We start from the raw sequence: 20,405 nt of genomic DNA, 5'->3' as shown, positions 1-20,405 counted from the left end.
ATATTTTCCTTGTGTATCATTATTATTTATTAACGCTGACATTGAGCACCATCTCATTACCAAGTTGGTGGATCAGCAACGTTTGTTCACCAAGTTGCGTTAGATTGACGACATTAGCGTCACCTTGCTGCACGATGGACGTATAATTGTTATTGCCATACTGAACGAGGTTAACGCTATTATGCGCGCCAGCTTGCGTAATTTCGGCCAAGTTGTTTGAACCCAATTGCACAAGTGACACCAGATTTAACTCGTCACCTATTTGCGTTATCGTTGCTTTATTAAATGTTCCATTTTGCTTTATCGTTGCGAGTAATTGTGCATGTACTGACAACGAAGGATTTATACTCAAAGACAAGGGGGACTCTTGTAAGTCAACAGAGCCGCAAAAAGCAAAGCTGCTGCAAAATAAAGACACGGGTAACATTACATATTTACACAATACTGTATTAAGTAATGTAACGCGCTGCGCCTTTTCTTTTGTTAGCATATTGTTTCACTTTTACTGCATTGAAGACCTTGTACCCCACATTAGACAAGAGTACCTAAAGAGGGAATACGAAATTTTTGTGAAAAAAAATATGTTTTAAATCATCGTTTTAAATTTTGTTAGTTTTTCTTTACTCAAAAAGCAGTAAAAAATAACTAGCCTCCCTTATTTGGCTACGACTTGTTCCTCATACATTTTTGTTAATTATATGTTTGTTTTTGTATTTTTAGTCTGTTTTTGTGGTTTTACTTAGATTGGCTTGCGCACTTTGACGATATAGTGTTTTCTAGATGCGTTGCTTAATTTTATGTTTTCGGTACTTTACTATTGTGCATGTAACGTACTAACAAGATTGCTTTTATACTCAACATACATAGGTGGGAACTCAAAAGTGAGTAGGCTCAATCGGTGAGGCTACTTGTGATTTTAAGTTTTATGTCATTAAGACATGACTTGATAAACAAACTGAATGGATCCCAACAATGAATTTAAAATTATCGGCTTTAACGCTTGCTTTAATCCCTTGTCTTTCTCAGGCTGCAATTCACATTGATAAACAAACTGTTAGTGCAGCAGATGATGCACTAATTGTGGTGTACAAAAAAGAAGCTACAAAAGAGCAGCGTATCTCAGCTAGAAAATTAGTGGCTGCAAAAATCAGTGACCTTAACCAAGATGAAATAGATGATGCGTACCGCCATGTGCTAAAAGGTCGCTTGGCCAAATTTAAGCTCGACAAAAAAGACACGAAAAGCGCACTTCAAGCGCTAAACAAACACCCAGCCGTAGAATATGCAGAGCCTGATTACACTGTCACTGTACTTGGTACGCCAGATGACCCAAGATTTGGTGAACTTTGGGGCTTACACAACACAGGACAAACAGGCGGTGTGGCTGATGCAGATATTGACGCTGTAGAAGCATGGGATGTTTCTGTTGGTAGTCGTGACGTAGTTGTTGGTGTAATCGATACTGGTGTGGATCATACTCACCCAGACTTAACGGCTAATATGTGGACTAACCCAAATGAGATCCCAGGCGATGGTATCGATAATGACGGCAATGGTTACATTGATGATATCCACGGTATTAACGCAATTACCAATGCGGGTGATCCTATGGATGACCAAGGTCATGGTACGCATGTATCGGGAACAATTGGCGCGGTCGGTAACGATGCAACAGGTGTTGTAGGTGTAAACCACGAAGTGTCAATTGTTGGTTGTAAATTTTTAGACTCATCAGGCAGTGGTTCAACATCAGATGCGATCAAGTGTATCGATTACCTAGTCGGTTTACGTGAAGCGGGTGTTGATGTTCGAGTATCAAATAACAGCTGGGGCGGCGGCGGTTTCAACCAAGCAATGGCTGATGCACTGACTGCCTCAGAAGAAGCGGGTATCTTATTTGTTGCAGCGGCTGGTAACAGTGCGGTTGATAATGATGTTAATCCTCACTACCCATCAAGCTATGAGCATGACTCAATTTTAGCAGTTGCAAGTACGACACATACTGATGACATGTCAGGGTTCTCTCAATGGGGATTAACAAGTGTTGACTTAGGTGCGCCAGGCTCTTCAATTCTATCTACCGTTCCTGGTGGTGGTTATAGCTCTTTCTCAGGTACATCAATGGCAACACCACATGTTGCTGGTGTCGCGGCACTTGCGTTGTCTGTTAATCCAACATTAACAACACAAGAGTTAAAAGCTGTATTAATGGACTCTGGCGATGATAACGAAGCTTTAAATGGTAAAGTGGTATCTGGAAAGCGTTTAAATGCAGCAAGCGCTCTTGAATACGCAGATCCGGAGCCAGGATTTAGGTTGTCAGTTGTACCTGCGTCACAAGAAATAGTCGCAGGTGATACAGCAGCTTATAATTTTGATGTGTTATCAGTTGCTGATTGGACAGGAGATGTGGCATTAACTGTTGAGGGTGAATTACCGGGTGCAGTTTTATCTTCTGATGTTGTACAGCCTGGTCAAAGCTTCTCATTGTCAGTACCAACCACAGCGGAAACACAATGGGGCAGTTATACGTTCAATGTAACGGCAAGCAGTGGAGAACTCGTACAAACTAAGCAAGTATCACTGTATGTTAATCCACAAGGCTTAAACGATTTCACTTATAGCAATGATACGAGTGCTGATATTCCTGATAACGACCCTACGGGCATTACTTCTGTGATCACAGTTGCAGATCAAGTGACTATTTTTGACTCTAGTACTTTCCTAGATATCACACACACTTACATCGGCGATTTAGTTGTAACCTTGACGTCACCAGCCGGGACGACAGCAACACTGCATAATAAAGCAGGTGGTAGTGCGGACGATATTAATGGTTCATTTGAATCTGATGCCTTTAACGGAGAAGTGGCAACGGGTGATTGGACACTGAAAGTAGAAGATACCTACGCACAAGACACGGGTACCTTAAATCAGTGGTCACTTACATTGACAGGATTAGGTGATGTTTCTCCTGCAGAGCCAGTAGCTGGCTTTAGTTATGCAGCTGACATGCTAAATGCAACATTTACAGATACTAGTACTGATGCAAACAACGACATCGTTAGCTGGGCATGGGACTTTGGCGATGGAAGCACATCAACGGATCAAAACCCAAGCCATACTTTCGCAGCAGCAGGTACATATACAGTTACTTTGACTGTCACTGACGAGACTGGTCTGGCTAGCACCACAACACAAGCAGTAACTGTGGTTGACCAAGTGTTGGAGCTAAAAGTTAAACGTGCTAACAAAACACGGTTAGACTATGCACGTATTGAACTTGCTTACCAAGGTGCATCATCGGATAGTATTGATGTGTACCGTGATGGCGCTAAGATTGCAACAGCCGCGAATACAGGAACTTACCGTGACTTTATTCGCCAAGCAACACAACAACAATACGTATACAAAATCTGTGTCGGTGAGAATATCTGCTCAGAGGAAGTGACGGTTACTTTTAGATAATCAATAGTAATTTATGTTTAGGGACCTTTTATAGGTCCCTTTTTTTTGGTTTTATTGTTCTGCGACAAAAAACCTAACGACTTACAGGTGCAAACCTGGCCTAAATCACTTAGAGTATTTGACCAAATTAAAACAAGGTCTTTAAAGCTAATATTAGGTACACAGGTGGGTGTGTCTATTTGCGGATGTAAAATGACCGAGAGTAATCATAGAATCTAGGCTAAGGAGTCATTTTGGCAAAATTTGTACATACCAAATTAACGGGTAAAGAGGAGTTACCTGCAATTCCAAACGGGTTTGCCCAGATCCCATATGAAAAACCACAGGAAGGGAAAAATTTTTGGGTTGCTGACAATTTTTTTTCAGATGAGCAAGCAATGGCCATTCGCAAGCGTTGCCTTAACAAGCAAGATTGGAAGTTAGGTAAACCATATACTGAAGAGTTATGGCCAGGGAGACGTTCACCAGATGCGTTAACGAGTGAAGAGCTTGAGCAAGTTGAGCAGTGGGTAAAAGCAAAATTGGGCAAAGATAAGCTTTGGGTTGCAGACTCAGACAAAGTTGTTGTTGATACCAACACTGCTATTTTGGTTGGTGATGAAGAAGGGGCTGCTCGTCCACATGTGGACAACAGGCAGCTATGTCGCTACGCAGCTGTTTTATATCTTACACCAAACCCTAGAGCACATTCGGGAACCTCATTTTACCGCTTGCGTTATGCTAATCATGCGGCGGGTGGTAACGCGGTTTATGCACCTTATCGTAATCTTGTTGATGCGCTTAATATTGAAGCTTTGCCAATCAGTGCTTGGTATGAAGACGTCGAAATAGAAAATCGTTTTAATCGTTTAGCCTTGTTTAAAGGGAATCTTGCGCACAGCGCCAGCGATTATTTTGGTGATAACAATGATAATAAACGTTTGGCAGTGACCTTTTTTTGGATGACAGACGACGAGTAAACCTCGACTGCTCTTTCGCATTTTGCGCTGCCTCAGGTATAATTCATGATTCTTCAACTGGGGTAGCTATGATCTCTAAAAACCAACTCAAGCTTTTACGCGCATTAGCGCAGAAAAAATATCGCAAGCAGCATGGCCTGTATTTAGTGCAAGGACAAAAAAATGTTCAGGAGCTAATAGCTGCGAATATCCCAATACAGCAGCTATTTGCAAGCCCACAGTTTATTAGTGAGCACAGACCGCAGCTGCAAAATATAGACTATGTTGAAGCTGATGCTGACAGCTTGACTAAAGCGAGCACGCTAACTAGCAACAATGCCGCGATAGCTATTGTAAAATCGCCAGAGCCTCAGCCAATAGATGAGTCGACAATAGTATTGGCCCTTGATGGCGTATCAGATCCTGGCAACTTGGGGACAATTATTCGGGTCGCTGATTGGTATGGTTTAAAGCAAATTGTTGTTAGTGAAGATTGTGCCGACCATCTCAATCCAAAAGTGATTAGTGCTACTATGGGCTCCTTTGTACGCGTTAATATTGTGCGTACTAATTTAGTTGAATTTTTAGCACAATACAGTGGTGCTATCTATGGCGCATATTTAAATGGGCAAAGTGTACACAATACTGAGTTTGCGACAAAAGGGGTTTTAGTGATGGGCAGTGAGTCTCACGGTATACGTCAGCAAGTGGGGCAATATATTAATACACCGATCACCATACCGTCATTTGGTGGCGCTGAGTCATTGAATGTTGCGATGGCGACAGGGATTATTTTAGATAACATCAAACGTGGCGGTTAATTTTTACTGCTTGCTTTGCTATCTTTTTACCTAAGTTACGAATAAAAATAACAATATGCGTTTAAGCAGTATCAAATTGGCAGGGTTTAAGTCATTTGTTGAACCCACCAAAATCCCTTTTCCAGATCCAATGACCTGTGTGGTCGGTCCAAATGGCTGCGGCAAATCCAATGTGATAGACGCGGTGCGTTGGGTCTTGGGTGAAAGTTCTGCTAAAAACTTGCGTGGCGACGCCATGACCGATGTTATTTTTAATGGTTCTACCAATCGAAAAGCCATTTCTCAAGCATCTGTTGAGCTGGTATTTGACAATGCGCAAGGGCGATTGCCAGGTACGCTTGCTGACAGAAACCAAGTTGCGATAAAGCGTTTGGTAACCCGTGATGGACAATCACTATATTTTCTAAATGGCAGTAAATGTCGTAAACGAGACATCACCGATATTTTTTTAGGAACAGGGTTAGGCCCTCGCAGTTACGCTATTATTGAGCAGGGTATGATCTCGCGTTTGATAGAGAGTAAACCGCAAGAACTTAGAGTGTTTTTAGAAGAAGCGGCAGGTGTTTCAAAATACAAAGAGCGGCGCAGAGAAACACAAACTCGTATCAAAAGTACCCGTGAAAATTTAGAGCGTTTGCTGGATGTTCGACAAGAACTTCAAAACCAATTAGATAAACTAGCCGTTCAGGCGCAAGACGCAAAATCATATCGTGAGTTAAAAGCACAAGAGCGCACGTTGAAGGGCGAGTTGGCGGTACTTAAATGGCAAGCACTTCACCAAAAGCAATTGGAAAAATCTGAGCAAATAAGTCAATTACAGCAGCAGTTAGATTTTTTAAATACCGCCCATGGCGGTCATGATGATGTGCTGGCAAGCCTTGAAAATCAAGTAAGCTATTTTAGTGAAGGTATAAGCGAGCAGCAAAATGGCATTCATCAAATTCATACCGAGCTTACGCGTACTGAGCAACAAAAACTCCATTTGCTTGATAAGCAACGTAGCTTGCAACAAAATGTTGATAAGCAACAGCAAGCACACGTTGAAGCTGGGCGCTTGCTGGTGGAGCAACAAGACTATGTTAACGACCTGCACGACACGTTACAGCAATGTGTTGAAGATGAGCTCATCTTTGCAGAGCAATATCAAGAATGTGAGGCAAACCATCAGAGCTTGTTAGATGAGTATGCAGACCTTGAAACTCAACAACAGGCTATCCACACTCAGCAACACGAAGCACAGCAAGCGCTGCACTTGGCTCAGCAAAACTTATCTGCAGCAGTGCAAGCACACCGCCATGAGCAAGAAAAATATCAAACGCTTAATGAGCAGTTAAATCAATTAAAAGCGCAAAACCTTAATCATGAGCTTGCAGAACAGCGCACTGCTTACAGTGAAAAAGCCCAAGAAATGGCGCGTTTGCAAGCGCATGCTCAAAGCTTTAATGAGCAATTAGCTGCGTTGAGCACGCAAAAAGCAACGCTACAAACAGATCTCCGTGGTTATCAATCTGAGCTTGCAACTTGCAAAGCTAATATTAATGCCCTAAAACAAGTGCTTAATAAGAATGAAGATACGCAAGAGCAAAGCTATTTAGCATCGTTACGAGTGCAAGCGGGGTCTGAATCAGTTGTAGAGCGAGCATTGCTTGGGTTAACACACTTAAAACAAGCAAACGGACCGCAAAGTGATGCGGTTTGGCCGACACAAACCACCGCTAACCCAGGCTCAGTGGCAAATTTAATTGAGTCAGGCAGTTACCCAACGCTGCTTAATCATATTCAATTACTAGCCAGTGATCAGAAATATGTTGCTGACAGTAAGTGGTTGCTTGCGATTGATAACGATGGATGCTTGTATGGTGATAACTGGCGATTAAGCAGTAATGGCGAGCAGCAGAGCAAAAGTAGTGTATTGTTACAACATGCCCAGCTTAGAGAGCTTGAACAACAGCTGCCTGAGTTTGAACAGCAAACAATGGCTTTGAACACCGAACTTGAGGATGCTGAGCAAGGTTTTAATCAGTGTAATAAACAACTACAAGAGAACAAAGCACAAGTTCACCAACTCGCGCAAGAGATGGCAAGTACGCAAACACGTATAGATATGCTCAAAGAACAAGTGAGCATTTGGCAACAAAAGCAACAAAGCCTGTCTGAGCAATTGCATGCGACACAGCAACAACAAGCGCAACAGGCTAATAAAGTAACACAATGCCAGCAAGTGCTTGACAATTGCGAGCAGCAGTTGGGTAAGTTGCAACAAAATAGTGCTAATTATTATGCTGAGTTTGAGCAGGCCAAGCAGGCCCTGCAAGTAGCACTTAGTAGTAAGCAAAAAGCGCAGCAACGTTTACATGATGCTAAATTGCAACTGCAAAAGGCAACGAGCGACTGGCAGTTAAGTCAATCTAAAGCGCAGCATTTGCAGCAAAGCCAAGCGCAGGCACAAGATCAATTACAGGAGTTGCTTGAAGAACAGGTGTTTATTCAGGAGCCTCTTGCTGAATTAGAAGAAAAAATAGCTTCATTACTGGAAAAGCATGAGCAACAGCAAGCGTTGCTGTCAGAACTAAAGCAACAGCATGCAGACGCTAAAGCACAATTCCAAGACAAGCAGGCAAGTTTGAAATCTGCGCAATCTGAAGTTCAGATAGTCAATGATAAATTACAGCAACTTAGGCTTGATGAGCAGGGGGTGATGATCAAAGCACAAGCCGCGCTTGAGCCATTACAAGAATTACAGCAAAGTTTAAAAGAGGTGTTAGCTCAGTTAACTAATGACGTAACACAAAGTGCACATCAGGGGCGTTTAAACACTGTAAGTCAAAGTTTATCAAAGCTGGGGGCGGTTAACTTAGCTGCTATTGACGAGTTTGAACAGGCTAAAGAGCGCAAAGAGTATTTAGATGGGCAGTTAGAGGATTTAACAGCAGCACTTGATACGCTTGAAGGGGCAATTAAAAAAATTGACCGTGAGACAAAAACACGGTTCAAGGCGACGTTTGATCAGGTTAACGAAGATTTAGCAGAGCTGTTCCCAAAAGTGTTTGGCGGCGGAAGCGCTTATTTAGAATTGACTAGTGATGACTTACTTGAAAGTGGTGTTTCTATCATGGCAAGGCCACCAGGCAAGAAAAACTCGACAATTCATCTGTTAAGTGGTGGAGAAAAAGCGCTGACCGCATTATCATTGGTGTTTTCTATATTTAGACTCAATCCTGCGCCATTTTGTATGCTCGATGAAGTTGATGCGCCATTGGATGATGCCAATGTTGGTCGATTTTGTCGCTTGGTAGAAGAAATGTCGCAAACAGTGCAGTTTATTTATATCAGCCACAATAAAATAGCGATGGAAATGGCTGGTAGGCTGACGGGGGTAACCATGGCAGAACCTGGGGTTTCTCGCATGGTTGCCGTTGATATTGAACAAGCAGTGCAAATGGCACAGGCGTAATAATAAAAAAGGTGAGTGATGGCCACAGAATTAAGATGGGCGTTAATCGTGATCAGCGCAATTGTGATTGGTGGATTGCTGATCCATGGACTTTGGTCAGTACGTAAAAAAGGTGGTGATGAACAAACGCCCGCAAAACATCGGCCAGATACGACAGAGTCTAATGATGAGCACAGCACTGCGCACGTATTGCATGACGATGAGCCCGACATTGGCGAATTGAGCTTTGCTGCCACTGACGATGAGCCCCACCATAAGGTAGACGACGTGGACGCAGTTGTTGAGCCAGCCTCTGAGCCTGAACCACATGCCAGCGACACTGATAATGAGCAAGCAGCGCAACCGCAAGACTTCATTATTTTGCATATTGAGATGCCCGAAGGATTAAGCATGGCAGGTTCTCGTTTATTGCCCTCGGTATTGAGTCTCGGTTTTAAATACTCAGAAGAAGGGTTCTTTAATCGCCATGTTGAGCCATCTGGAAATGGGGCGGTACTGTTTAGATTGGTAAATATGTTTAACCCGGGTACGTTTGATATTGATAACATGGAACAATTTAGTACTGCAGGTATTAGTTTATTTATGACTTTACCTTGTGATGGCGATGGCCTAGCTGCGTTTAACATGCTCCATGGTGCAGCTAAAAAATTAGCCGATGAATTTGGTGCAACGGTACTTGATAGTAATCGAGAGCCACTGAGTGTAAATACAGTGCGCGCTTATGTTGAAAAGGTACGTGAGTTTTCTTAAGTCCACGCTTTTAATGAATTAATTTAAGCCACGAACTGAGTGTTATGTTCGTGGCTTTTCTGTTTTAGAGGTAGTAATGTCAGAGTCAATAAATAGCCAAATTCTAAGCTTAAGAGCGCAGCTAGAAGAGTACAATTATCAGTACTATGTGATGGATAATCCATCCGTACCTGATGCTGAGTATGACCGCTTAATGCGTGAACTTATCGCCCTTGAAACAGCGCACCCAGAGCTACTTACGCCAGACTCACCGTCACAAAAAGTAGGCGGAGAAGCGCTTGGTAAGTTTGAGCAAGTTCAACACCAAGTGCCGATGTTATCGTTGGATAACGCTTTTGATGAAGCAGAGTTCAGTGCCTTTAATCGTCGAATAAAAGAACGTTTATTAACGTCTGAGGAATTGGCATTTTGTTGTGAGCCAAAGCTTGATGGCTTAGCAGTATCAATTTTGTATCGCGACGGCGTGCTGGTACAAGCGGCAACCCGTGGTGATGGTCAAGTTGGTGAAAACATAACAGAAAATGTAAAAACGATTCGTAATATTCCTCTGCGTTTACGTGGCGATGACATTCCGCAAGAGCTGGAAGTACGCGGCGAGGTATTTATGGATAGCGCGGGCTTTACACGTTTGAACGAAACGGCAGCGGCTAAAGGAGAGAAAACCTTTGCTAACCCTAGAAATGCTGCTGCGGGAAGCTTGCGTCAGCTTGACTCTAAGATTACCGCAAAGCGGCCGTTGATGTTTTATGCCTACTCGCTCGGTGTTGTACAGGGCGTTGAATTACCCGATGAACACTTTGCCCAACTCAAAAAGCTCACCGAATGGGGCTTTCCGATGTGCCCTGAAACCCGTTTGGTAACCGGAACGCAAAACGTGCTGGCGTATTATAGCGATATTCTTGAACGTCGCGCTGACTTGGCTTATGAAATTGATGGCGTGGTGATCAAAGTTAACAACAAGGCATATCAAGAACAGCTCGGCTTTGTGGCCAGAGCCCCACGTTGGGCGATAGCGTTTAAATTTCCGGCACAAGAAGAAATTACCCAACTATTAGATGTGGAATTTCAAGTTGGCCGAACAGGAGCAATCACACCCGTAGCACGTTTAGAGCCTGTATTTGTGGGTGGTGTAACAGTGTCTAATGCCACGTTACACAACCGCGATGAAATAGAGCGCCTTGGCGTAAAAATTGGTGATACGGTAATTGTACGCCGCGCAGGCGATGTGATCCCGCAGGTAACACAGGTGGTGCTAGAGCGCAGACCTGACGATGCTAAAGAGATTGAATTTCCAAGTGTGTGTCCAGTGTGTGAATCGCATGTTGAACGAGTGGAAGGGGAAGCCGTTACCCGATGTACTGGCGGCTTAGTTTGTCAGGCTCAGCGTAAACAAGCCATTAAACACTTTGCATCTCGTAAAGCGCTGGATATTGATGGTCTAGGAGATAAGATTGTCGAGCAGTTGGTTGACCGAGAACTCATTCATACACCAGCCGATTTGTTTATTCTCAAACAAGGTCACTTCGAATCGCTTGAACGTATGGGACCGAAATCGGCCAAAAACTTGGTAGAAGCGTTGGAGGCGGCAAAAGCAACTACTTTAGCAAAGTTCTTGTACGCGTTGGGTATTCGAGAAGTGGGTGAAGCAACAGCACAAAACTTAGCTAATCATTTCATGACGCTGGAAAACGTGATGGCAGCATCTGTTGACGCATTACAAGAAGTCAGTGATGTAGGTGTGATTGTAGCCAAACATTTACACGCATTTTTTGCTGAACCGCACAATCAAGAAGTGGTGAATGCATTACTTGAAGTTGGCTTAAATTGGCCGCAAATAGAGAAAAAATCTGAGCAACAGCAGCCGCTTGCAGGTTTAACTTATGTATTAACTGGCACCTTGAGTCAGCTCAATCGCAACGATGCTAAAGCGAGATTACAAGCATTAGGTGCGAAAGTGTCTGGCAGTGTATCAAAAAACACGCATGCATTGGTTGCGGGTGAAAAGGCCGGTTCTAAGCTAACTAAAGCACAAGAGCTGGGGGTTGATGTGCTGGATGAAGAGGCGCTTATTGCATTACTTGCAGAGCATGAGTAGGTTTGGTGTTTAATTAAGCGCGGCGTATTAAGCCGCGCCATTAGTTAAATTAAATTCGGTTATATAGCCTAACATCGGCACATTTTTTATTGCTGTTTGCTAGCCAGCACACATTAACCGACGGTTTTTCTTGGCTCAGCTGTAGCCTCAACTTATCAAAGTTATTTGTCGTAATTGCTTGATTGTTAATGTGGGTGATAATAGTCCCACTTTGGATAGCCAGTTTTGATGCGTCTGATTTGTCGTCTATTTGTTTCACTATCGCGCCAAGTTTATGAGGCTCAATTACTAAACCGCTGCGGTCGATAAAAGAGTCGTCGCTAAACTTTTTACCTTTTCGCACTGCGATATAGCCTTGTTGATAGTTAAAATGAATATCAAAATTACGTAACAAAGCACTGCCAATCAAGCCAACACCATGTTCGTCTTCTAATTTTGGCAAATGATGCGCGCTAATATTATTAAAGCTTTCACCAAATAGTTCAAATTGGCCGATACGGCCTGTTTCTATTGTCTGAATGCCGTCAAAATTTTCGAATTGGCTGTGAAATACTGCATTGGGGAAAGAAAAGCCCTCTGCTAAATTCTCATTCAAGTAGATGTAATCAGGTGCACCTGTATCAACAACAAACTTATAAGTCGCCTTGCTATTCTTTTGCTCTGCTAAATTCGCTTTTATATAAGGGATTCTGCTATGGATAAAGAGTGGGTATTGTTGCCAACTTAAACTGCTAATAGCGGTATCTTGATGCTTTGAGAAGGTAATAAACTGCTCAGCATAGTGAATGGTTACGTTGTAATGATTAAAGATATCGTAGCCAATAGCACCATCAAAATAAGCACTTTGTAAGTCATCAAATAGCGGATTCTGCTCGAGTGGCACATGTACTAAAGTTAAATCGGATAGCTGGATATTACCGACTGTAATTTGGGTGTTGTTAACGATGTTGATTTGTTTGCCGTTCAGTTCAAGTTGACCTTCTATATCGAGCTTTATTTGATTAGTTCGTTCGGTTTCAAACAGCACCGTTGCTGATGCTGCTGAGTCAAGCGCAAATCTTAAGTTCGATGAGTTGTTTATGCGCATTTCTATAATGATATGACCATCATGCCAGTCAAATGGTAACGTGAATGTATCACTGCTTCCTTGCCATTGCTGTGATGCAAGCGCATTACCGCTTTGTAAATTTATGATGCCTTTGGCTTGGCAGCCAGCGAGTAGGGCGAGTAAGCACACAAGTGCAAATAGCTGGTAGAGTTTTAGAAGGTACCGTGGTTGCATATATCACTCCGATGTAAGTTTTGCGTTATAGTAGCAGTAGCGGCGTTTTATTAATTGAACGATATTGCGCTTTGTTTTGATGGGAGTAGGCGTAAATGGCAAAAAATGAAAGTTGGGTAAGACGCGCGAATGACGGTACCGGTCGTATCGAAGAATATCTGTGTGGCTTTTCTTATGCTCCACATAAACACGCGACTTACGCTCTAGCCTACACCACCTCAGGGGTGCAGAGTTTTAATTATTTAGGTCAATTACATCATGCGGCTGCGGGTGAAGTGATCATACTACATCCTGATGAGCTGCATGATGGACAAGCGTTGTTCGCCAGTGGCTTTTCTTACAGGGGAATGAGTATAGATCCTGTTGCAATACAGGAAATACTGCAAGGCGCTAGTTTGCCATTTTTTGCGCCTGTGGTCACAAAGAAGGCTGAATTGGTGTCGTTAGCTAAAGCTTTATTGTCGGATTTTGAGCGACCATTAGACACTCTTGAGTATCAAGACCTACTATACAGTTTTGCTCTGGGTTTGCAGCGTGCCGCCAACAATAGTATCAAACACACCTTAGCAAACTACGAAGCAATCAGATTGGTCAGAGAGTATATAGACGACGAACTTGCGAGTAAAATCAATACCCATAACGACTTTAGTCTTGACCTACTGGCCAGTATTGCAAACTATAGTAAGTGGCAGATCACGAGAGATTTTCGGGCGTTATATGGCACGACGCCTTATCATTACTTGACCTTAAGGCGGTTAAGCAAAGCGAGGCAAATGATAGATTCTGGATTGGCACTTTCACAGGTTGCGCTTGAATGTGGTTTTGCAGATCAAAGTCATATGAATAGACAATTTAAAAAGTGCTTTGGTTTAACGCCAAGCATGTGCGCTAAACTAAAGGTTTGATACTAAACGGGTTATATAACAGCTCATAGTTGTTTAACTAGAAAGTAACTGATATGTCCTGGGGGGGTATTTTCAAGTTCACCATAAACCCTGTAGCCAAGTTTTTCATAAAATGGTTTGGCCTGAAAGTCTAATGTTTCGGTGCGGATTTGGTAGAGGTCATGCTTTTTGGCAAAGGCTTCTAGCTGCAGCATAAGTTTTGTGCCTATACCACGCCCTCGGATCTCATCATCTAACCATAAAAGCTCTAAAATACAATAGCTCCAAATTACACAGGCTTGTAAGCCGCCAATAATTTTGTTGTTTTCATCTTGCACGGTGATCACACATTGTAGTCCTGTGTTATGTGCGTTTTCATTACTGAGGTACTTAGCATTAAAATTGGCAATCCCTTGGCTTATTGCATTTAACTGAGCTTGGCTAGGGGAGGTTGAAAGTTCAATCTTCAAATTATTATCCTGATAACACAATGTTCGTGTGGTGAGCGTGGTGTAATGCACATTTATACTATAGAGCATAGTTAAGTCGCAACGACTGAAAGTGTTTTGCCTATCGTGATGTTAATTAATTTTTATACTCACAAAGATAAATAACGCAGGTATATGGTTGAATAATGATAATGTTGTCGCTATTTAGTTATTAATCAGTTTTAGGGCTAAGCGCAATAAGGTTAGCTAATGGCGTTAAGTTATGGATAAGCGTAATGCCAAATTCATGTTTTGCTTGGAGTAAGCTAATGAGGCAGTATGGCCCAGAGTATTGGGATAAATATGGTGTGTATCGCACACCGATTGGATTTAATTTAACACTCGTAGTACTTTTGAGAGCTTACTTATTGTGGATATTTTCTGCTGTAGCTAGGCGACCTGATTTAGATTTAATGTCGATGTTTTTTGAATCTAAAACCCACTTTTTTGTTGCTTTGGGTATTGGGGCTATTGCGATTGTTCCGACTATTTTGTTCTCTTTGCGTCGACCATCAAGCTCGGTGAAACTGGCTAAGTATTGGCGGTTCATGCGCTGGCCATTATTAATCACTGCGATAGCTGATTTTTCTTGGCTAGTTATGCAGGCAGCGCAAAGCCATTATCAATTTTCGATGTTTATTGCGGTACAAATGGTACTCTTGCTATGGGTCATTCTATATTTATTGAAAAGTAAGTACTTAAGCTATTTTTTTAATGATTGGCCTGAACCAGAAAGTAACAGCAAATCTAGTTAAACTTTTCAGCTGAGGAATAGTTATGTTGAAATGGACAGATATTTTAAACTTTGCCAATAATGGCACGCCTAAGCCTGAACACCGAGTGGAAAAGAGCCTAGAGCAGTGGCAGAGTGAGCTTAATGAAGACGTTTTTTATATCACTCGTAAGAAGGGCACTGAGAGGCCTTTTAGTAATGCAAGCTGCAGTTTGTTTGAACCTGGAAAATACAAATGTGTATGTTGTGATAATTTACTTTTTGATGCGCAAGAAAAGTTTGAAAGTGGCTCGGGTTGGCCTTCATTCACACAGCCAGTGCAAAGCAATGCAATTGCGTACATTGCTGATAACTCAGCTGGGATGCAACGTATTGAAATTGTCTGTAACGTTTGTGATGCGCACTTGGGCCATGTTTTTCCTGATGGTCCACCACCGAGTGGCTTACGCTATTGTGTGAACGCGCTGTCTATGACGAAACTTGAGCGCTAATCTAAAGATAAACCGAGCTCTTGCATATGAGCTAACAGCTTGGCAAATCGCTGATGTTGCTCGGCATCTAAGGGCGCAGTGCTAAGCGTTTTATAACACTTTTTTGCAAGAGCTGAGTTGAAAGTACCACCACTTTTTCCCGTATGATCTAACATGCACTGAAGTAAATTTAGTGCAATACTGGTGTTTTTGGGCATGATCCTAAACGCCTGAGTAAATGCTTCCATTGCGACTTCTAATTGTCCACGCTTAAACTGAGTAACGGCATGATTGTTAAGCTCCTTAGGACCCATGGTAATGTCGTTACGCTCTTTTTGTTGTTGTTCAATATAGCGCATGGTAATAGGATCACTTACCTGCTTATGATGTTTACAGTGGTCGATAATTTGCGTGAATAATGCTTGTGCTTTGTTCTGAAATCCGAGTTCGTGAAAAGCTTTTGCTTTATCTAGCGCAGCGTCAACTGAACGTATAGTTGGTTCATCGTCTAATTGCTCAATGAGTTGTCGCGCCATTTTGTTTTCATCTTTGAGATAATGTATGCGGGCATGTAAAACATCTATTTGTGCTTGGTTATTGGCGTCAGGGAACTGTTTTTTTAAATCACCAAGATATTGTTGGCTCTGACGTGTGATCCTGTGAATTTGGTCGCTTTGATCGGTTGTTAAGGCAAAGTCGATACCGGCCCTGACTGCGTTAAGGTAAACATCGGGGCCATCATGAATTGAGTTTTTTGCATAATGCGCGACTTCTTTCATCGCGTTGTAACTAGATTCATAATCATGATTTAATGAGGCGATACGGCCCAATGATCTTTGCCTATCAATATTTCTGGGGGCTATTTCTGATGCTTCTTGTAGTCTTTCTTGCGCTTGCTCTAGCATATTGAGCTTTATCTCTAACTTGCCCAGTAAGTCTAACGCGACCAATCTAGTTTCGGGTTGCTCTATCATACTTGCAAGCATACGCTGGGCTAACGTGTCTTCATTATTTAAAATTAATGCCTCGATGAGGCCTATTTTTGCCCATGTGAACTTTTGCAGCTCTAGCGCAGATTTATAAAAGTGTTTTGCATCATTAATGCGTTTGAGCCTGATCAGAATATCGCCCTTTAACTTGAGTAAAATAGGGCTGTATGCATGGTCTTGTTTGTCTAAGGTATCGTCTATCAGCTTTAAAGCTTTAGAGTCATTACCATCGTCTATTAAAGCATAAATGTTTTTAAGTGAGTGTTTTCGTTTGAGTACTCTGTCTATACGTGTTTTGAGTTCTTTGATAGAAAATGGCTTTACTAAAAACTCATCAGGGTTGAGCTCTAAAATACTGTGTACAACTCCAGGGCTTGCTTCTGCAGATACAAAAATGAATGCAGTCGTTTTGCGGATCAACTTTCTATGTTTTAGCTCTTCGTACAGCTGATAACCGTCTTGGCCGTTGGTAAGGTCAAAAGAACAAATGATAAGCTCAAAATTATGTATTTTGCATAGCTCCTTTGCAACAACCGCATTATCTGCGAATTGTATATCACGAAAGCTTAATTGTTCTAAAGAGCGCTTCATATAACTAAGTGCAAGAGCTTGCTCTTCAACAATTAAAATTTTTGTATTTACAAAGGATTGAATACTCACGAAATATATTTACTTCTAATAATTAGCTTGTCTCAAGTTTAGTCGTTTATACAAAGATTTAAAATGTTTAGCGCTGTATGACAAAAATAAATGACCCAAAAGTACTGGTTTTAAAAGAAGTTATACCAATTGCATTAAATTGGTGATCAGATATTGCGACAGATAAATGGCTTAGTAACAAGGCAAATATTTCGCTATGTAGTTATTCTACATGAGAAAGATTTAACGCAGTTAATGAGTTATTTAGCTCGCTAGAATGATCAATGTATTAATAAAATTGGTATTAAGTGTAGCAACCGACAACCGAGCTTGAGTTAAATAAAATAAATTAGCAGTGAGGCTATCATCAATCTATGTTTGTTTAAGGTGACGGTTATCGTCTATTGACTTGAACTAGATATTGTTAATATGTGCTAGGTAGGGTTGGTAAGTTAGATATGTGGTGGGTGATACTGGACTTGAACCAGTGACCCTCGCCTTGTAAGGGCGATGCTCTCCCAACTGAGCTAATCACCCACATATATTTGGAAACTCTTCAATATTTTTTTACATGGTGGGTTGCGCTTGATTTGAACCAGTCTCGCCTTTGCCTAATAAAAGGTGGCGATGCACTCCACAATGTTTTTGATTACATGGTGGGTTGCGCTTGATTTGAACCAGTCTCGCCTTTGCCTAATAAAAGGTGGCGATGCACTCCACTATGTTTTTGATTACATGGTGGGTTGCGCTTGATTTGAACCAGTCTCGCCTTTGCCTAATAAAAGGTGGCGATGCACTCCACTATGTTTTTGATTACATGGTGGGTCGTACTGGACTTGAACCAGTGACCCTCGCCTTGTAAGGGCGATGCTCTCCCAACTGAGCTAACGACCCCAAGTAATCAGTTCTTTACGTTTACCAAATTAATGGTGGGTCGTACTGGACTTGAACCAGTGACCCTCGCCTTGTAAGGGCGATGCTCTCCCAACTGAGCTAACGACCCGCAAAGAGTATCTAAATGGTGGGTCGTACTGGACTTGAACCAGTGACCCTCGCCTTGTAAGGGCGATGCTCTCCCAACTGAGCTAACGACCCATTTAGATATTTGACTTTCTAAGTTATAGAACTTAAGAAAGTGGTGGGTGATACTGGATTTAACCAGTTATCTTCGCCTTTCGTTATGAAGGGCGGCGATGCTCTCCCAAATTTTCCACTTAATAAAGTGGTGGGTGATACTGGACTTAACCAGTTATCTTCGCCTTTCGTTATGAAGGGCGGCGATGCTCTCCCAAATTGCCCACTTAAGAAAGTGGTGGGTGATACTGGACTTGAACCAGTGACCCTCGCCTTGTAAGGGCGATGCTCTCCCAACTGAGCTAATCACCCTAAGCTGTGTTCTACATGGTGGGTCGTACTGGACTTGAACCAGTGACCCTCGCCTTGTAAGGGCGATGCTCTCCCAACTGAGCTAACGACCCAATATAGAACCTTAGATAATGGTGGATGAGACTGGATTTACCAGTTATCTTCGCCTTTCGTTAAGAAGGGCGGCGATGCTCTTCCAATTTACCACTTAAAAGTGGTGGGTCGTACTGGACTTGAACCAGTGACCCTCGCCTTGTAAGGGCGATGCTCTCCCAACTGAGCTAACGACCCATATCTAAATTTACTAACAACGTTACAGTGTTTGCTGCGTTGTTGTGGAGCGCTATTATAGGGAGACTTGAAATAGTGTCAATACTTGAAGTTACAAATTTAGTTTAGGTGCGGTTTTTATCGCCAAATATAGATAACCCTTCATTATATACGAGATCTAAAATTAGAAGCCTGCATGACTTTTTTACGAACTGCTAAGGGGTTTAGGGTAGGGGAGCCGTTTGTTTGCAGCTAAGCTAAGTTTATTTTTGATATTAGGGTAGCTCTATATCAATTCGCTGTAAGGTGGTGAGTGATTGTTCAAAAGTAAAGATGTGGCTTAGGGGGTATTTGTATTTTTTGGGAAGGCAATAAATGGTTTACTTCATTTAGCAGGGCGGTTCTTTTTTGAGCAAAAACAAGGGTTTTTATTGTGGTTAAGGTGTTTTTTGTTTATATTGTCGCCTAATTGACGTTTTTTAAAACGCCTAGTAAAAAGTTCACTAAAAATTGTTGACTTTGTTTGTGGGCCTGCATAGAATGCGCCCCGCACTCAGCGATACGGTTAAACAGTTTTGTTTGCTAGGTTCGTTAAGGAATGGGGCTATAGCTCAGCTGGGAGAGCGCTTCGCTGGCAGCGAAGAGGTCTGCGGTTCGATCCCGCATAGCTCCACCATTTCTTATTAGTGCATTGTCCTAGAACACATTTTAGTGTCCCCTTCGTCTAGAGGCCTAGGACACCGCCCTTTCACGGCGGTAACAGGGGTTCGAATCCCCTAGGGGACGCCACTTAATTTTTAAGTGATGTTTTTGCAAGTTCTCGAGTAGCTTGTAAAATTAAATCTCATATGGTGCGAGTCAAAACAGCCAGTCCTAGTGACACAGAAATGAGCATCTAGATACTCACTAAGAGCATCTTCGATACTCAAACCAATTTCTGCAAAAGATAATAAGGCCATTCGCCTCGCAGGCTCGGTCTCATCTAACGCAGAAATAGCAAATCAGTGATTTGCAAAGCAATTTCTGCGTCCCCTTCGTCTAGAGGCCTAGGACACCGCCCTTTCACGGCGGTAACAGGGGTTCGAATCCCCTAGGGGACGCCACTTTACTTTAGGTGAAGTACAAAAAACTCATATGGTGCGAGTTGAAATAGCCAGTCCTAGTGACACATTTTGTGTCCCCTTCGTCTAGAGGCCTAGGACACCGCCCTTTCACGGCGGTAACAGGGGTTCGAATCCCCTAGGGGACGCCACTTTACTTAAGGTAAAGTAAAAAAAGCTCATATGGTGCGAGTTAAAATAGCCAGTCCTAGTGACACATTCTGTGTCCCCTTCGTCTAGAGGCCTAGGACACCGCCCTTTCACGGCGGTAACAGGGGTTCGAATCCCCTAGGGGACGCCACTTTACTTAAGGTAGAGTAAAAAACTCATATGGTGCGAGTTAAAACAGCCAGTCCTAGTGACACATTCAGTGTCCCCTTCGTCTAGAGGCCTAGGACACCGCCCTTTCACGGCGGTAACAGGGGTTCGAATCCCCTAGGGGACGCCACTTTACTTTAAGTGAAGTACAAAAAAACTCATATGGTGCGAGTTAAAACAGCCAGTCCTAGTGACACAGGAATGAGCACCTAGATACTCACTAAGAGCATCTTCGATACTCAAACTAATTTCTGCAAAAGATAATAAGGCCATTCGCCTCGCAGGCTCGGCCTCATCTAACGCAGAAATAGCAAATCAGTGATTTGCAAACCAATTTCTGC

The 20,405-nt window shown here is 42.5% G+C and carries 13 protein-coding genes and 13 tRNA genes; 15 read left to right on the top strand and 11 right to left on the bottom strand.

Going from position 1 to position 20,405, the window contains the following annotated elements:
• Positions 1 to 22: 22 nt before the first annotated feature.
• Positions 23 to 490, bottom strand: coding sequence for a curlin subunit CsgB (locus tag GDK41_RS12055; protein ID WP_152086634.1), 468 nt, complete (start codon positions 488 to 490; stop codon positions 23 to 25).
• Positions 491 to 972: 482 nt separating this feature from the next.
• Between GDK41_RS12055 and GDK41_RS12050 the strand changes: the two genes are divergently transcribed.
• The 6 genes from GDK41_RS12050 (at position 973) to ligA (ending at position 11,526) form a co-directional block, all read left to right on the top strand.
• Entirely contained in the window at positions 973 to 3,468 is a 2,496-nt protein-coding gene (locus GDK41_RS12050) for a S8 family serine peptidase (RefSeq protein ID WP_152086633.1), read from the top strand.
• A 233-nt stretch (positions 3,469 to 3,701) separates the two neighbouring features.
• Complete coding sequence (locus GDK41_RS12045; protein WP_152086632.1) at positions 3,702 to 4,427, top strand: DUF6445 family protein; 726 nt, start codon at positions 3,702 to 3,704, stop codon at positions 4,425 to 4,427.
• Between the two features lie 68 nt (positions 4,428 to 4,495).
• Positions 4,496 to 5,227, top strand: coding sequence for a TrmH family RNA methyltransferase (locus GDK41_RS12040; protein WP_152086631.1), 732 nt, complete (start codon positions 4,496 to 4,498; stop codon positions 5,225 to 5,227).
• A gap of 55 nt (positions 5,228 to 5,282) precedes the next feature.
• Positions 5,283 to 8,681, top strand: a complete 3,399-nt coding sequence (locus tag GDK41_RS12035; protein WP_152086630.1) for an AAA family ATPase — start codon at positions 5,283 to 5,285, stop codon at positions 8,679 to 8,681.
• Positions 8,682 to 8,699: 18 nt separating this feature from the next.
• Complete coding sequence (gene zipA / locus GDK41_RS12030) at positions 8,700 to 9,431, top strand: cell division protein ZipA (protein WP_152086629.1); 732 nt, start codon at positions 8,700 to 8,702, stop codon at positions 9,429 to 9,431.
• A gap of 76 nt (positions 9,432 to 9,507) precedes the next feature.
• Positions 9,508 to 11,526, top strand: coding sequence for an NAD-dependent DNA ligase LigA (ligA, locus tag GDK41_RS12025; protein WP_152086628.1), 2,019 nt, complete (start codon positions 9,508 to 9,510; stop codon positions 11,524 to 11,526).
• Positions 11,527 to 11,575: 49 nt separating this feature from the next.
• Here ligA and GDK41_RS12020 read toward each other — a convergent pair whose 3' ends face one another.
• On the bottom strand, positions 11,576 to 12,808 hold the full coding sequence (locus tag GDK41_RS12020) for a hypothetical protein (protein WP_152086627.1): 1,233 nt from the start codon (positions 12,806 to 12,808) through the stop codon (positions 11,576 to 11,578).
• A 95-nt stretch (positions 12,809 to 12,903) separates the two neighbouring features.
• On the opposite strand from GDK41_RS12020, the gene GDK41_RS12015 reads away from it, so the two are divergent.
• Positions 12,904 to 13,713, top strand: a complete 810-nt coding sequence (locus GDK41_RS12015) for a helix-turn-helix domain-containing protein (RefSeq protein WP_152086626.1) — start codon at positions 12,904 to 12,906, stop codon at positions 13,711 to 13,713.
• Between the two features lie 23 nt (positions 13,714 to 13,736).
• On the opposite strand, the gene GDK41_RS12010 is transcribed toward GDK41_RS12015, so the two are convergent.
• Entirely contained in the window at positions 13,737 to 14,162 is a 426-nt protein-coding gene (locus GDK41_RS12010; protein ID WP_152086625.1) for a GNAT family N-acetyltransferase, read from the bottom strand.
• A 287-nt stretch (positions 14,163 to 14,449) separates the two neighbouring features.
• On the opposite strand from GDK41_RS12010, the gene GDK41_RS12005 reads away from it, so the two are divergent.
• Both GDK41_RS12005 and msrB read left to right on the top strand, forming a co-directional pair.
• Positions 14,450 to 14,935, top strand: a complete 486-nt coding sequence (locus GDK41_RS12005) for a DUF2919 domain-containing protein (RefSeq protein WP_152087582.1) — start codon at positions 14,450 to 14,452, stop codon at positions 14,933 to 14,935.
• Between the two features lie 22 nt (positions 14,936 to 14,957).
• Entirely contained in the window at positions 14,958 to 15,404 is a 447-nt protein-coding gene (msrB, locus tag GDK41_RS12000; protein ID WP_152086624.1) for a peptide-methionine (R)-S-oxide reductase MsrB, read from the top strand.
• Here the strand turns inward: msrB and GDK41_RS11995 are convergent.
• The 8 genes from GDK41_RS11995 to GDK41_RS11960 form a co-directional block, all read right to left on the bottom strand.
• Positions 15,401 to 17,032, bottom strand: a complete 1,632-nt coding sequence (locus tag GDK41_RS11995) for a tetratricopeptide repeat-containing response regulator (RefSeq protein WP_152086623.1) — start codon at positions 17,030 to 17,032, stop codon at positions 15,401 to 15,403. The two genes, msrB and GDK41_RS11995, sit on opposite strands and share 4 nt — an antisense overlap.
• 440 nt (positions 17,033 to 17,472) lie before the next feature.
• Positions 17,473 to 17,548, bottom strand: a tRNA-Val gene (locus GDK41_RS11990).
• 281 nt (positions 17,549 to 17,829) lie between these two features.
• Positions 17,830 to 17,905 (bottom strand) — tRNA-Val (locus GDK41_RS11985).
• Positions 17,906 to 17,938: 33 nt separating this feature from the next.
• A tRNA-Val gene (locus tag GDK41_RS11980) sits at positions 17,939 to 18,014 on the bottom strand.
• A gap of 16 nt (positions 18,015 to 18,030) precedes the next feature.
• A tRNA-Val gene (locus tag GDK41_RS11975) sits at positions 18,031 to 18,106 on the bottom strand.
• Positions 18,107 to 18,321: 215 nt separating this feature from the next.
• Positions 18,322 to 18,397 (bottom strand) — tRNA-Val (locus GDK41_RS11970).
• 16 nt (positions 18,398 to 18,413) lie between these two features.
• Positions 18,414 to 18,489: transfer RNA gene (locus tag GDK41_RS11965), tRNA-Val, on the bottom strand.
• Between the two features lie 102 nt (positions 18,490 to 18,591).
• A tRNA-Val gene (locus tag GDK41_RS11960) sits at positions 18,592 to 18,667 on the bottom strand.
• A gap of 579 nt (positions 18,668 to 19,246) precedes the next feature.
• On the opposite strand from GDK41_RS11960, the gene GDK41_RS11955 reads away from it, so the two are divergent.
• The 6 genes from GDK41_RS11955 to GDK41_RS11930 all read left to right on the top strand — a co-directional run bounded on the left by GDK41_RS11955 (position 19,247) and on the right by GDK41_RS11930 (position 20,194).
• Positions 19,247 to 19,322, top strand: a tRNA-Ala gene (locus GDK41_RS11955).
• Between the two features lie 37 nt (positions 19,323 to 19,359).
• Positions 19,360 to 19,435, top strand: a tRNA-Glu gene (locus GDK41_RS11950).
• A gap of 238 nt (positions 19,436 to 19,673) precedes the next feature.
• Positions 19,674 to 19,749: transfer RNA gene (locus GDK41_RS11945), tRNA-Glu, on the top strand.
• Between the two features lie 73 nt (positions 19,750 to 19,822).
• A tRNA-Glu gene (locus tag GDK41_RS11940) sits at positions 19,823 to 19,898 on the top strand.
• A gap of 73 nt (positions 19,899 to 19,971) precedes the next feature.
• A tRNA-Glu gene (locus tag GDK41_RS11935) sits at positions 19,972 to 20,047 on the top strand.
• Positions 20,048 to 20,118: 71 nt separating this feature from the next.
• Positions 20,119 to 20,194: transfer RNA gene (locus GDK41_RS11930), tRNA-Glu, on the top strand.
• Positions 20,195 to 20,405: the final 211 nt, after the last annotated feature.

The organism is Pseudoalteromonas sp. A25, assembly GCF_009176705.1.
Classification (GTDB): Bacteria; Pseudomonadota; Gammaproteobacteria; order Enterobacterales; family Alteromonadaceae; genus Pseudoalteromonas.
Note: the sequence above shows the minus strand (reverse complement) of the source record. Positions and strands in the feature narration are given on the sequence as shown.